This window comes from Paenibacillus sp. PvP094 (assembly GCF_040546835.1).
GTDB lineage: Bacteria > Bacillota > Bacilli > Paenibacillales > Paenibacillaceae > Paenibacillus > Paenibacillus illinoisensis.
Map to the genome: position 1 here is coordinate 5,019,188 of NZ_JBEPOM010000001.1, position 12,498 is coordinate 5,031,685.

The 12,498-nt window shown below is 45.3% G+C and carries 12 protein-coding genes; 11 read left to right on the forward strand and 1 reads right to left on the reverse strand.

Annotated elements, in window-relative coordinates:
• Positions 1-196 precede the first annotated feature (196 nt).
• The 8 genes from ABIC22_RS22905 (at position 197) to ABIC22_RS22940 (ending at position 7,857) form a co-directional block, all read left to right on the forward strand.
• Complete coding sequence (locus tag ABIC22_RS22905; protein ID WP_354484029.1) at positions 197-973, forward strand: ABC transporter ATP-binding protein; 777 nt, start codon at positions 197-199, stop codon at positions 971-973.
• A gap of 103 nt (positions 974-1,076) precedes the next feature.
• A complete protein-coding gene (locus ABIC22_RS22910) occupies positions 1,077-1,883 on the forward strand; it encodes an ABC transporter permease (RefSeq protein ID WP_371859927.1) in 807 nt (268 codons plus the stop codon).
• Positions 1,884-1,918: 35 nt separating this feature from the next.
• On the forward strand, positions 1,919-2,806 hold the full coding sequence (locus ABIC22_RS22915) for an ABC transporter permease (protein ID WP_483312562.1): 888 nt from the start codon (positions 1,919-1,921) through the stop codon (positions 2,804-2,806).
• Between the two features lie 25 nt (positions 2,807-2,831).
• Positions 2,832-4,439, forward strand: coding sequence for an FAD-dependent oxidoreductase (locus tag ABIC22_RS22920; protein WP_354484031.1), 1,608 nt, complete (start codon positions 2,832-2,834; stop codon positions 4,437-4,439).
• A complete protein-coding gene (locus ABIC22_RS22925) occupies positions 4,436-4,768 on the forward strand; it encodes a 4Fe-4S binding protein (RefSeq protein ID WP_354484033.1) in 333 nt (110 codons plus the stop codon). Before ABIC22_RS22920 ends, ABIC22_RS22925 begins: the two co-directional genes overlap by 4 nt.
• 49 nt (positions 4,769-4,817) lie before the next feature.
• Positions 4,818-5,873: an ABC transporter substrate-binding protein gene (locus tag ABIC22_RS22930; RefSeq protein WP_354484034.1), complete on the forward strand. Its 1,056-nt coding sequence runs from the start codon at positions 4,818-4,820 to the stop codon at positions 5,871-5,873.
• 14 nt (positions 5,874-5,887) lie between these two features.
• Entirely contained in the window at positions 5,888-7,519 is a 1,632-nt protein-coding gene (locus ABIC22_RS22935; RefSeq protein ID WP_354484036.1) for an FAD-binding protein, read from the forward strand.
• A complete protein-coding gene (locus ABIC22_RS22940; protein WP_354484038.1) occupies positions 7,516-7,857 on the forward strand; it encodes a 4Fe-4S binding protein in 342 nt (113 codons plus the stop codon). The genes ABIC22_RS22935 and ABIC22_RS22940 overlap by 4 nt, the downstream gene beginning before the upstream one ends.
• Positions 7,858-8,063: 206 nt before the next feature.
• Here ABIC22_RS22940 and ABIC22_RS22945 read toward each other — a convergent pair whose 3' ends face one another.
• Positions 8,064-8,612 (reverse strand): hypothetical protein, encoded by a 549-nt coding sequence (locus tag ABIC22_RS22945; protein WP_354484040.1) that lies wholly within the window; start codon positions 8,610-8,612, stop codon positions 8,064-8,066.
• Positions 8,613-8,835: 223 nt separating this feature from the next.
• Here ABIC22_RS22945 and ABIC22_RS22950 point away from each other — a divergent pair, with 223 nt between their 5' ends.
• From ABIC22_RS22950 to ABIC22_RS22960, 3 genes are all read left to right on the forward strand, one after another.
• Positions 8,836-9,630, forward strand: coding sequence for a Cof-type HAD-IIB family hydrolase (locus ABIC22_RS22950; RefSeq protein WP_354484042.1), 795 nt, complete (start codon positions 8,836-8,838; stop codon positions 9,628-9,630).
• Positions 9,631-9,806: 176 nt separating this feature from the next.
• On the forward strand, positions 9,807-10,826 hold the full coding sequence (locus tag ABIC22_RS22955; protein WP_127537039.1) for a LacI family DNA-binding transcriptional regulator: 1,020 nt from the start codon (positions 9,807-9,809) through the stop codon (positions 10,824-10,826).
• 435 nt (positions 10,827-11,261) lie between these two features.
• Positions 11,262-12,464 carry an MFS transporter gene (locus tag ABIC22_RS22960; RefSeq protein WP_354484044.1) on the forward strand — a complete coding sequence of 401 codons (1,203 nt, stop codon included), beginning with the start codon at positions 11,262-11,264 and terminating at the stop codon, positions 12,462-12,464.
• Positions 12,465-12,498: the final 34 nt, after the last annotated feature.

Genomic DNA, 12,498 nt, shown 5'->3' on the forward strand with positions numbered 1-12,498 from the left:
AGGTGCCTTTTCAATAAAGCTTGTTCCATTATCAATTTTGTTTGACAGTATATTGGTTTTGTGATAATTTAAATTTCATAATTCCAATTTGTTTACTATGAATAATGACCGACTGTTTCTACAGAGGTATTGCGAATGTGTCCATTCTGCAATGCCTCTATTTTTTTTATCCATATGGTATGAAGGAGGGCTCAAGGTGGGAAGAGAGCTGCTGTCTATCGTGAAACTAAATAAACGTTTTGAGTCTGCTGGGGGTCATGTTCAAGCCCTCTATAATGTCGATCTCGATGTCCAAGAAGGTGAATTTATTACAGTCATCGGCCCCAGCGGCTGCGGTAAAAGTACATTATTGCGTATCGTTGCAGGTCTGGATCGTGGATTCACTGGCAGCGTCACTCTGGGAGGGGAGGAAATTGGCGGTCCGGGGATTGATAAAGGTTTTATTTTTCAGGAGCATCGCCTTTTTCCCTGGCTTACCGTTGAGAAGAATATCGCCTCCGATTTACCTTTAGGGAACAAAGAGGTCAGACGGAAAGTGGATGAGTTGATCGATCTGGTCAAGCTCAATGGCTTTGAGAAATCTTATCCCCGTGAGCTCTCAGGTGGAATGGCCCAGCGGGTGGCAATCGCGCGTGCACTTCTGCGGAATCCGAAAATTCTACTTCTGGATGAACCCTTTGGTGCCTTGGATGCATTCACTAGGGCACATATGCAGACGGTATTACTAGACATTTGGCGAGCTAATAAAACAACCATGATTTTTGTGACACATGATATTGATGAAGCTGTGTTCTTGGGTAACCGGGTCGTGATTCTAGAGCCTCGTCCCGGGAAAATACGAAAAATTGTGCCCATCGATTTACCCTATCCACGTAAAAAAACAACGACTTCCTTTCAGGAGCTTCGCCTGAAGGTGTTGAACTATTTTGAGAAAGTAGATGATCTGGAGCTTACGGACGGAGCAGGAATATAAAATATGTTGACCATACCCATGGAGACTTTCGAAAGATATTAACATTCGGGAGTCTCTTTCTGTTTGTTTAAAGGGTTGCAAAGCTAAAAAAAGGTGGATGCAGATGATGACAAATCGGCCTGTGGCCATAAGAACTTCCGGACGTCCCGGAAAGGTAGAGAAGCTAGGGCTTGGTCTTTTGCTCCCAGTCAGTGTACTGATTGTGTGGCAGATCCTCGGGCACTATGGTGTGATTTCGGAAATGCTTTTTCCCACACCTTATACCATTGCTGAATCTTTTGTAACCTTGGCTGCTTCAGGTGATTTATGGTCGAATTTTAGGATTAGTTTGGTCAGAGCTCTGTCTGGATTTCTGTTGGGCGGTGGGCTTGGTCTCCTATTCGGCATCCTTGTAGGATTGTTCCGCAGATCCGAGAAGCTACTAGATCCCTCATTGCAAATGATTCGCATGATACCGAGTCTGGCGGTAGTACCGTTGTTTATTCTATGGTTCGGGATTGGTGAGGAGTCGAAGGTGCTGTTGATTGCTAAAGGCGCTTTTTTTCCACTCTATATTAATACATTCATGGGCATTCGCGGCGTGGATAACAAGCTCTTTGAAGTTTCCCGGGTGCTTGGTTTCAGTCGTATGAAGCAAATCGGTACACTGGTATTTCCAGCAGCGCTGCCAAACATTATTCTCGGTCTGCGTCTTTCCCTGGGACTCTCCTGGCTGGGCTTGGTTGTGGCAGAGCTGATCGCTTCTACCTCCGGTATCGGCTATATGATGTCCGATGCTCGTCAATTCGCAGATACCCCTGTGGTGTTCGTAGGAATTATTATTTTCGCCGCAGCAGGGTTGGTAAGTGATTCCATTGTTCGATACATTGAACGGCGGCTGTTGAGATGGCAAGACAGTTACAGTGGATAACATTGAATACTCATTAAACGATGGGAGGGTACGACGTGAGTGATGGAGGAGAAGCGACTATTAAGAGCACTTCCAAGTCTAGAGAAACACCGAATAGCAGGGATATCGTTGCTAGGTCCATTCAGTTATCGAGGAAACCTCTTGCTCCTGCAGCATGGAGACCTATCTTAACGGATTGGGGAACAGGTGCAATTATTCCGGTGATGACGATAGTCCTTTGGCAACTTGCGGGAAGTATGGGGTGGGTCTCAGCAACGTTTCTGCCGACTCCGCTGTCCATAGCGAGAGCTTTTACCGACCTTTTGGTTAGCGGAGAGTTAATCCATCATATGGGTGTAAGCATGGGGAGAGCGGGAATCGGATTTCTGATCGGAGGTGTTCTGGGTCTCGTATTTGGTATACTGACAGGCTTGTTTCGGAGTGTGGAATATGTGCTTGATCCTAGCGTACAGGTACTGAGGCTTGTTCCCCATCTAGCCATAGCGCCACTGATTATTCTGTGGTTCGGATTTGGGGAGGTCTCCAAAATTGCAATCATTATGACAGGCTCCTTTTTCCCGCTTTATATTAATACGTTTATGGGCATCCGGAATATAGACAACAAGCTGTTCGAGGTGGCTCGTGTGCTGGGCTTCAGCCCTTACCAGAAACTCAGGAGGCTAATATTACCTGCAGCACTACCTGGAATTCTATTAGGGTTACGGTTGTCGCTGGCTGTAGCCTGGATCGGTTTAGTTGTCGCTGAACTGATTGGTTCACAGTCGGGCATCGGATTCCTTATCAATGAGGCGAAGCAGAATTCGAATACGGAGATTGTATTTGTAGGCATTATTATTTTCGCTATTGTTGGAAAGCTGATCGATTCGCTGTTCCGTATTATTGAACGCAAGTTTCTGTTCTGGCGCGAAAGTTACAAAGGATAACCCAATTTGAGGAGGTCTTGAACATATGAGTGGACTCGTACAAAAAGAATCGGTGAACTTGGTAACTGATGTGCTCATTATAGGGGGCGGACCTGCAGGAACATGGGCAGCTCTAACCGCTTCAGCAAAGGGAGCCAAGGTAGTGCTGGCAGATAAAGGGTATTGCGGTTCGAGTGGTGCAACGGCTCCATCAGGAACGGGAGTCTGGTATGTGAAGCCGGATGAGAAGCTTCGGGAGGAAGCCAAGGCAAGTCGTTACGCACTAGGCGGCCAGCTGGCTGAAGCTCGCTGGATGGACAGAGTACTGGACCGTACCTATGCCAATATGAACAAGCTTGGTGTTTCCGGTTATCCATTTCCATTAGATGAGCAAGGCAATCAGCACCGTAGAGGTCTCCAAGGGCCAGAATATATGAAATTAATGCGTAAGCTGGTAAAAAAAGCGGGCGTGAAAATCTTGGATCACAGCCCCGCCTTGGAGCTCTTGGCAGATGAGCATGGTGTAGCTGGAGCGGCCGGAGTCCATACACAGAGCGGCGAGACCTGGAACGTTCGAGCAGGGGCTGTCGTTATTGCTACCGGAGGCTGCGCCTTTTTAAGTAAAGCGCTCGGCTGCAACGTACTGACTGGTGATGGTTATCTGTTTGCTGCTGAGGCGGGAGCAAGTCTGTCAGGTATGGAATTCTCCAATGCCTATGCAATTTGCCCTACATTCTCCTCGGTGACCAAGACGGCGTATTACAGCTATGCCAGCTTTTATTATGAGGATGGAAGTATTGTGGAAGGGGCCGGTTCTAAAAAAGGCCGTTCCGTGATTGCTCGAAATCTGCTGGCGGGCAATCAGGTGTATGCCAAGCTCGATGGAGCGCCCGAGGATCTAAGACCACTTCTACGTGTGGCTCAGACAAACTTCTTCCTGCCCTTTGACCGACAAGGGATTGACCCTTTCAAGGACTTGTTCCCGGTGACCTTGCGGCTCGAAGGAACGGTTCGTGGAACGGGTGGTATCCATGTTACTGACGAGAGCTGCGGCACTGGCGTTCCTGGTCTGTACGCTGCAGGAGATGCCGCCACCCGTGAGCTGATCTGTGGTGGATTCACTGGTGGAGGCAGTCATAATGCAGCCTGGGCGATGTCTTCCGGTTCGTTTGCTGGAGAAGGGGCTGCCGACTATGTACAGAACCTTGGTTCACATGCGGCACAGCGTAATCCAGTCGGGTTGTCTTCTTCACCATTGGTGCATCAAGAAGTGAAATCGGGAGTTGCTGCCAGAACGGCAGAGTACGTATCTGCTGTGCAGGCTGAAGTGAAACCGTATGACATCAATTTATTTCGAACGCACCAAGGGTTAACCTCTTCTTTAGGTCGTCTGGATGAACTGTGGAAAGAACAACGTAACCGCGAAATTCAGCGTACACCCGAAGGAGTCAAAGCGCGCGAAGCAGAAGCCATGACCGCTACAGCGCGCTGGATGTACAGTTCTGCACTTGCTCGTACAGAGACGAGAGGTATGCATAAGCGGGAGGACTTTAAGGATACAGATCCTGGGCAGCATCATCGTTTGATTAGCGGCGGATTGGATCAAGTATGGGTGAAGACGGAAGCCGTAGCCAAGGAGGGTGTCCTATCGTGATTGAGGTTATCAGTGCCGCCAGATGTGTAGAGTGCAACCAATGTGTATCTGTCTGCCCGACCAATGTTTTTGATCGGATTGAAGATGGTATTCCTGTTATTGCTAGGCAGAGTGATTGCCAGACCTGTTTCATGTGTGAACTTTATTGCCCGGTAGATGCACTATACGTTGCACCAGATTCAGAGAATATTATCGGAGTAACCGAGGCAGCACTTGAGAAGCAGGGGCTTCTTGGTGGTTACCGTGAAAAGGTAGGCTGGGGTAAAGGCAGACAACCGGTGGCAAGTCACGATTATATGTACAAATTGTCGTTAAGGGCAGGCTTCTGATCTTAATTTCATGATGAAATAACACACACACATACGAGGGGGAGAAACCATGAAACAAGTGTACAAAGAGAAGGAAGTTAAACACTCCAAAAAGCTTCGATTGGCAATTTTAACTACCATTATGATGCTAATGCTGGTGCTGCAAGCTTGCAATAACACGGAGGGGAATGGGGCTTCTGCATCAGGTGGTGCTAATACCGGCAAGGCAGGAGAAGAGTCAACAAGTAATGTTCCGCCAGTATTGAATTACGGTTTTATCGGCTCCAACAAACTGAATGTACCGGGCGGTGCTGAGGGATGGGGCTTGTACAAAGGGATTATTCAAGAAGAATTAAAGAAACATGGGATTACCGAAGTGAAACTTACAGGCTTTCCAAACGGTCCAGATCAGACAGAATCTTTGATCAGCGGTAGGCTGGATATCGGCAGTCTTGGAGACACGCCAGCCATTATCGCCTATGCTTCCGGAGCTAAGACTCGCCTGATTTCACAATCGTCGACGAATTCCATTGGCTATTTAATCGGTAAGAAGGATGGTCCCAAGACGGTGAAAGATCTGGAAGGCAAAACGATTGCTATTCAAAAAGGATCCTTCATGCACCGTTATGTTGTCGGATTACTCCAAGAAGAAGGTGTAACTGACTATAAACTCGTGCATATGCTCATTCCTGATGCTACAGCTGCTTTGGCTCGTGGAGATGTAGATGCTACGACCAACCTGGGTGTCCCAGCCCTAAAGTTACTTGATCAAGGCTACACTCACTTAGACGATGCTTCGAAGCATCCCAACCTCCTTGGAACTAGCGCAACTGTCGTGTCCGAGGACTATCTAACGAAATTCCCTGACTTTCCGAAGGTGTGGAACGAAGCCCGTGAGAAAGCTTTGGCGGACTTGAAGCAGCATGAGGATGAGTATTATCAATTCCTAGCTGAGATTGGAGATACGACTCCTGAACTGGCGAAGCAAGTGAATCCGATTAGTGATATCAAAGATACCGCGTTCACTGATGAAGGAATTAAGCTGCTGGAGGGCACCAAAAATTTTCTGTATGAAGAGAAGTTAGCGAAAAAAGACTTCAATATCAGCGATTGGCAGCTGAAATAAGGAAGATGGAAAGCATGAATTCAAGGGGGAATGAAATGTCGCAGCTCCAGAAGGAAATGACTGTGGATGTTCTCGTGCTTGGCGGAGGTCCGGCAGGCGCGTGGGCGGCATGGAGTGCAGCGTCGCAGGGTGCAAGGGTAGTTCTAGCTGATAAGGGCTACTTGGGCACCAGTGGTGCAACTGCACCCGGTGGGACAACCTTGCTTGTTATTCCACCGATTGCCGAGCTGAGAGAACAGGCGGTTCAGTCCAGATTAAAGGCCGGTGGATATTTATCGGAGAATGTTTGGATTCACCGTGTACTCGATCAAGTAGAACAGAATCTGGCTTTGGTGGAGCAGTGGGGTTATCCTTTTCCAAAGGATACGGAAGGAAAATCCTTACGCACCCATTTGCACGGACCAGAATACATGCGAATGATGAGACGTGTTGTGCGCAAAGCAGGAGTTACTATTATGGATCAGTCACCAGCACTTGAACTGTTACAGGATGAACATGGTGTAGGAGGCGCACGTGGAATTGACCGTCTGACAGGAAAGACATGGGAAGTAAAAGCCAACGCTGTTGTGATGGCTACCGGAGGGTGTGCTTTTCTCAGCAAGGGCCTTGGCTGCAACGTGCTAACGGGGGAAGGGCTGCTGATGTCTGCTGAGGCAGGTGCCGACCTGTCAGGCATGGAGTTCAGTCGCCAGTACGCACCAAGCTTTGCCGATGGAACCGTAACACGCGGACGGATGCTGGCTTGGGCAACACTGTATGACGCGGATGGTCAACCGCTGCTAAAAGGAGATCGGACCTTTGGCAGTATTCCTGAACTGATGCTGAAAGGTGCAGTCTATGCTTCGTTGGATCTGGCAGATACTGCGGAGAAACAGGATTTTCTGCGCAAAGCGCATCCGATTTTCTTTATGCCGCTGGAGCGGGCGGGAATTGATGCATTTAAACATAAATTCCCGCTTACCCTGCGCTATGAGGGCACGATGCGAGGAACTGGAGGTCTGCGCATAACCGGGATGGATTGCCAGACGAATGTGCCTGGACTCTATGCGGCGGGTGATGCTGCATCTCGCGAGAAAGTGACCGGCGCCATCTCCGGCGGCGGGGCTTATAACGCTTCTTGGGCCATATGTAGCGGAAGCTGGGCAGGGCAGGGAGCTGCCGGATATGCACTTTCAAGCCGAGGGCAGGCGGGCAGCCGCAACCTTACTGCAGCGGGACGCTACGGCCTTGCGGCTGGGGCCAACAGCTCAGACACACTTGAGGTGAAGCCGCTCATCACGGCGATCCAGCGTGAAATCTTGCCGCTGCAGATCAATTACTTCCGCAGCGAGCCGGTCATTTCCTCCGCCTTGAAGCGGCTGGATGCCTTGAAGCCCTGCTTGAACCAGCAAGTTCCTACCACGGTTCAGGGCATTGTTCGGGCACGCGAAGCAGCAGCTATGCTTACGGTCGGCAGGTGGATGTATACCGCCGCTCTCGCCCGAAAGGAAACACGCGGTCTTCAAAAGCTGGCGGAATATCCGGAGCTCGACCCGGAACAAACCCATCGGTTGATAATATCCGGTATCCAACAAATAAGGATCCGTACGGAGGCCGTGCCTCATGCCTATGAAATAAAGGCAAGAAAGGAGTGGCAGGCTACATGATTGAACTCATCAGCTTGGAGCGGTGCGTCGGTTGTAAATTGTGTACCAAAGTATGTCCGACAAATGTATTCGAAATGCAAGGCAAGATTCCGGTGATTGCTCGTCAGGAGGATTGCCAAACCTGTTTTATGTGTGAAGCTTATTGCCCTGTAGATGCACTCTATGTAGCTCCTCAGGCAGATCAGCTGATCGGTGTGAATGAGGAGGCTTTAATCCATTCAGGTATGCTAGGAAGCTGGCGAGCGGAGATCGGGTGGGGACCAGGAGCTAACGGTTCAATGGCAGAAAGGGATACCACTCCTTACTTTGAAGTATTTACGGAGCAGTACCGCACATAGATGAATATATAACCAAGAAATACGGTCGAAACAAGGTGGATTTTTAGGAAAGTACGCCTGCGGGCGGGCGTTGGCAAGCGCCTTTCCGCAAGGTTTCCATCGTGAGGCAGTATTAAAGAAAGCCGGGCTGTGCTGAGAACAGTTCGGAGTCTACATATTATAGAAGCGTATAAATCTAGATAAAAAGCAGATGCAGATAAATGACCCTAATCAATGGTATAGATATCCCAATCTCGTTGTGCATTCTGCCGGATTGCATACATCCATTTTAGTTCTTCAACGGAGCCGTTTGTTGTATCCAGACGTTCACCAAGAACCGTAATATGCACCTGATTCCTAATAGACGTACTTTCCTCAATGCTTTGGATACTTGAAAATTTATACTGGAAGTGCTTCCCATAATAAAATTCCATCGCATCAGCAAGTCGATCATTAACAAAACCTGATCGGTACATTTTATGATCATGCTGCACGAGAGCAGTCAGGTTCTTTTCGAGTACACTCAGCGCGGGACGCTCATTCTCTTTTAACAAATCTTTAACTGATTCTAGGTCAATGGTCAATCCAGCTTCAAAGTCAATATTCGACGATGATTTAGTTACAGCATCTTGCGTTATTGTTATATCGGAAGCTGCATCATGATTCGGTTCAATTTCCGATATGCTTGGTTCATCTTTTGGCAAACTATCTTTGCTACATGCTGTCATGAAAATTAGAAAGATAGACAGGAATGTTATTACAATGGCTTTTGGCATTGAACCCTCCTTATGGCATTTGAAGATTAAACACGAGGAAGTACGAATAAGTTACACTGCAGATCATTGCTCTCGAACATAATTTTAGGTGTAAATCCGGACTGATCGTTGCTCCAACCACGATGGTTGTATGTTCCTGCAAATCTGCAATTTCTTTTTTCGTTGACGATACCTCTTGAAGCGTAGTATTATTTTACCAATTTAGCTCTGTGGGAGGAATCGGATGTCTACTATTAAAGCCATTGTACTGGACCTGGACGGAACTTTGCTCGGAAGTGATAAATCGATATCTCCCAGGAATGTTCAGGCTGTTAAACGATGTTTTGATTCAGGAATACATATTATAGTTGCCACGGCAAGGCCGCCTAGAGCGGCAAATCAATTTGTGAAGCAGTTACCGTTTGTAGATTACATGATTTATTACAATGGCGCTTTAGTTACATGCAAATCCACACAGAAGGAGCGCCATATTCGTATCCCTTTGGAGATTAATCAACAGATTAATACATTCATCGAGTTAAACATGCCTCAATCCATAATCTCATACGAGGTTAATGATTCATGGTACACAAGTAGGCCAATTCTGGACTCGCAATGCGCTCAATTCGGTATCCGTCCGAATGATCTGAAACCTCAGGTTGTTGACCAACACTATATAGACTCTCTATCCCCGACCAAAATATTAGTTCTAGGTTGTAACACATGGAAGGATCTAAGCGAGCAATTTGGTGACCATGTAAACGTGATCGCAACGGATGAAGGAGTATTGATCCAAATCATGCATAAATCAGCTTCAAAGGAAAAAGCCGTGGAATGGGTGTTAAGTGAAATTGGGGTAAATTCAGAAAATATGATGGTGTTTGGGGATGATTTTAACGATTTAGGCCTATTCCATCTGTCCGGATTTCCTGTAGCCATGGGGAACGCGATCAATGAACTGAAAAAATGCGCAGTTTACATAACCAATTCAAATGATAACGATGGTGTGGCTAATGCCATTGGAAAATTTGTGATATAACCCACCACAGTGAATCATTCGACGAACTGATGTGTGAAAAGCAATAACATCACCGAAAGTGGTTGTAGACGAGAATATGTAGTAAAATTCTTGTTGAAGCTTTTGATATAAGAAATATTTTTACTACGATTCAAATAAGAAAAAATATTAACATAGATAAAAAGTTGGTGGAATAGATGAAAAACACAAATTCAAAAAAACGAGTAACTCTGAAGGATGTAGCGGAGCACGCCGGTGTTTCTACAACGACTGCTTCTCTGGTGGTTAGAAATAATCCCAGAATTCCACAAGCAACTCGTGCAAGAGTGTTGAGTTCAATTGAGGAATTAGGTTACATCTATGACAGAGTAGCTGCCAATATGCGCTCACAAAGTTCAAATTTGATTGGCGTGATTGTGACTAATATTGCAAATAAATTTATTTCAGAATTTCTGATTGGAGCACAAGACAAACTTGAGGAATTCGGTTACACGGTGTTACTCGGTACAACTTCAGATAATGCAACCAAGCAGCAAAATTTAATCTCAACGATGGTTGAACACAGGATTGATGGTCTGATCCTAAACCCATCTTCTATAAGTTTAGAAAAGACAGTTAAACAGTTAAATAATCTGAAAATACCTTTAGTGCTAGCTAACAGGGAAATGTATAATATTCATGCCGATTATGCGGGTATCGACTATGAAGAAGGAACGTACCTGGCTATCACACATTTAGCAAAAAAAGGGCATCGAAGAATAGCTTTTCTAGGTGGCATTAAAGAATCTTCGACATGGACGAAAAGAATGGATGGATACCGGAAGGCGTTCATGGATCATAATCTTGAACTCGAAGAGAGCACTATCATAGCCAGCGACCCTACAAGCGAAGGCGGAGAGGAAGCCGCAAACGTATTATTAAGTCTACCGAATCCTCCTACAGCCATTTTTTGCTTTAGTGATTTGATTGCTTTCGGAGTAATGAAGGTGTTAACTAGAGAGGGGAAGGTTGTTGGACGGGATGTAGATGTTGTCGGATTTGATAACATACCAGACGCAGAAAATTACCACCCACCACTAACAACGGTCTCATCCTTCCCTAAATCAATCGGGATTCAAGCAGCCAAGCTTCTGCATAGTAAGATTATTGGTGAAAGTGAAGAACTTCAACGGATTATTCTTAAGCCGGAGCTAGTCGTAAGAGAAACATCTAAATAATATAAAGTTTTTCCAAATTCGATGAAATAGAAAAACACCTCCCAGTGAGATAAGGATCGTTAATCTAACGTTCCAAGTATCGCTGGGAGGTGTTTTTTTTGATTTCTCATTCAATTACTCAAATGAAAGGAGACTCCCCATAGGACGTTAAACATAATAACGAAACAACTGTGAAATTTATCACAATATTGACACATTTTTTTCAGAGGAGTATAGTAGGTTCTGCGCATCATTAGTATATCGATATACTAGATTTAACCCTTGTTTTTAAAGGATGATACTGTAGTTATTTAATTATTTTTGTACATCGATATACCGCGGTTTATACATCAAGGTATATTTCCTAATATTGGCGTACAAAATTGTATCATTAGGGGGCAAAGGAATGAAATTTTAACAAATTGTTGAAGTTGTATTTCGCAAAGGGGACAGCAAATGAAATTTCCGTACCTAAAAATGGGATTAGGGATTTACCTAAGTTATTTACTGTTAGGAATGGTCAATATCATGCTCGCATCCAATATGAGCTTTTTATCGGAGCGACTACATGTTGCCCAAACAGATATTAGCTTGCTTATTTCTGTTGTTGGGATTGGTCACTTACTAACCATTAATATTGCAGGTAAATTATCCGATCGTTATGGAAGAAAACCTTTGATCATTGCAGCTGCTGTGCTATACGCTGTTTTTCTTGTCGGTACACCATTATCAACTCACTTTCAAATTGCTCTCATATTTGCTTTCTTGGCTGGAATCAGTAATTCGCTTCTGGATTCTGGTGCTTACCCAGCCTTGAATGAAAGCTTCAAAGAGGCAGCAGGTACGGCAATTGTGTTAATAAAAGCATTCATGTCAATAGGAGCCATCATTCTACCGGCATTAATATCCTTTTTTATGTCTAAAGAATTGTTTTTTGGTTATGCATTTTTCATACCTGCGTTTCTGTTTGCTCTGTTAGGAATGTATTTTGTAACGATTCGATTTCCTGGAATGACTACCCAGAATCCTGACAAGCAGAGAAGTGAGACACATTCCGGTGAGCAAAGGACGGACTTGTATAGCTGGAAAGAAGGTTCTGCTCTGGTCATCATCGGTTTTTTTTCTGTGTCGTTGTCATCCGTTATTCAGACATGGCTTCCTACTTATGGTAAACAAGCTTTACTTCTAAACGAAAAGAGTGCAGTAGAGTTACTTAGTTTTTACAGCATGGGCGGATTAATTTGTGTTTTGGTGCTTGCTTTCTTGTTGAAGAAATTCATTAAACCTATTACGGCAATGATCGTTACACCAGGTGTCGCAACCCTCTTTTTGATTGTGCTGCTTGTGTCCCGTAATCCTTTGATGGCGCCGTTTATCGCATTTTTCCTTGGACTGTTTACTTCAGGAATGTATCAATTAGCTATGACGGTAATGATTGATTTATTTCCGGCAAAAAAAGGGGTAAGCGTCTCATACGTAAGTGCTGCTGCCAGTGTGGCTTTCATGGTTATCCCATTTGTCACAAGTTTACTCGTTAAATATATTGGCATATCCGCAGTATTTGTTTTTGACTTATGTATTGCTGTGATGAGTACATGTCTGGCGCTTTATTTATCCAAGCAAATAAGAAAGATCACTATCAAAATAAAGTCTCACTAAATATTTGCTTTTAATATAAGAGGAGAGAAATGAA

Excerpts from the sequence above, each read along its gene's own strand:
- ABIC22_RS22940 (WP_354484038.1), top strand. The coding sequence starts at position 7,516 with ATGATTGAACTCATCAGCTTGGAGCGGTGCGTCGGTTGTAAATTGTGT.
- ABIC22_RS22950 (WP_354484042.1), top strand. The coding sequence starts at position 8,836 with ATGTCTACTATTAAAGCCATTGTACTGGACCTGGACGGAACTTTGCTC.
- ABIC22_RS22955 (WP_127537039.1), top strand. The coding sequence starts at position 9,807 with ATGAAAAACACAAATTCAAAAAAACGAGTAACTCTGAAGGATGTAGCG.
- ABIC22_RS22960 (WP_354484044.1), top strand. The coding sequence starts at position 11,262 with ATGAAATTTCCGTACCTAAAAATGGGATTAGGGATTTACCTAAGTTAT.
- ABIC22_RS22935 (WP_354484036.1), top strand. The coding sequence starts at position 5,888 with ATGAATTCAAGGGGGAATGAAATGTCGCAGCTCCAGAAGGAAATGACT.
- ABIC22_RS22920 (WP_354484031.1), top strand. The coding sequence starts at position 2,832 with ATGAGTGGACTCGTACAAAAAGAATCGGTGAACTTGGTAACTGATGTG.
- ABIC22_RS22945 (WP_354484040.1), bottom strand. The coding sequence starts at position 8,612 with ATGCCAAAAGCCATTGTAATAACATTCCTGTCTATCTTTCTAATTTTC.
- ABIC22_RS22910 (WP_371859927.1), top strand. The coding sequence starts at position 1,077 with ATGATGACAAATCGGCCTGTGGCCATAAGAACTTCCGGACGTCCCGGA.
- ABIC22_RS22930 (WP_354484034.1), top strand. The coding sequence starts at position 4,818 with ATGAAACAAGTGTACAAAGAGAAGGAAGTTAAACACTCCAAAAAGCTT.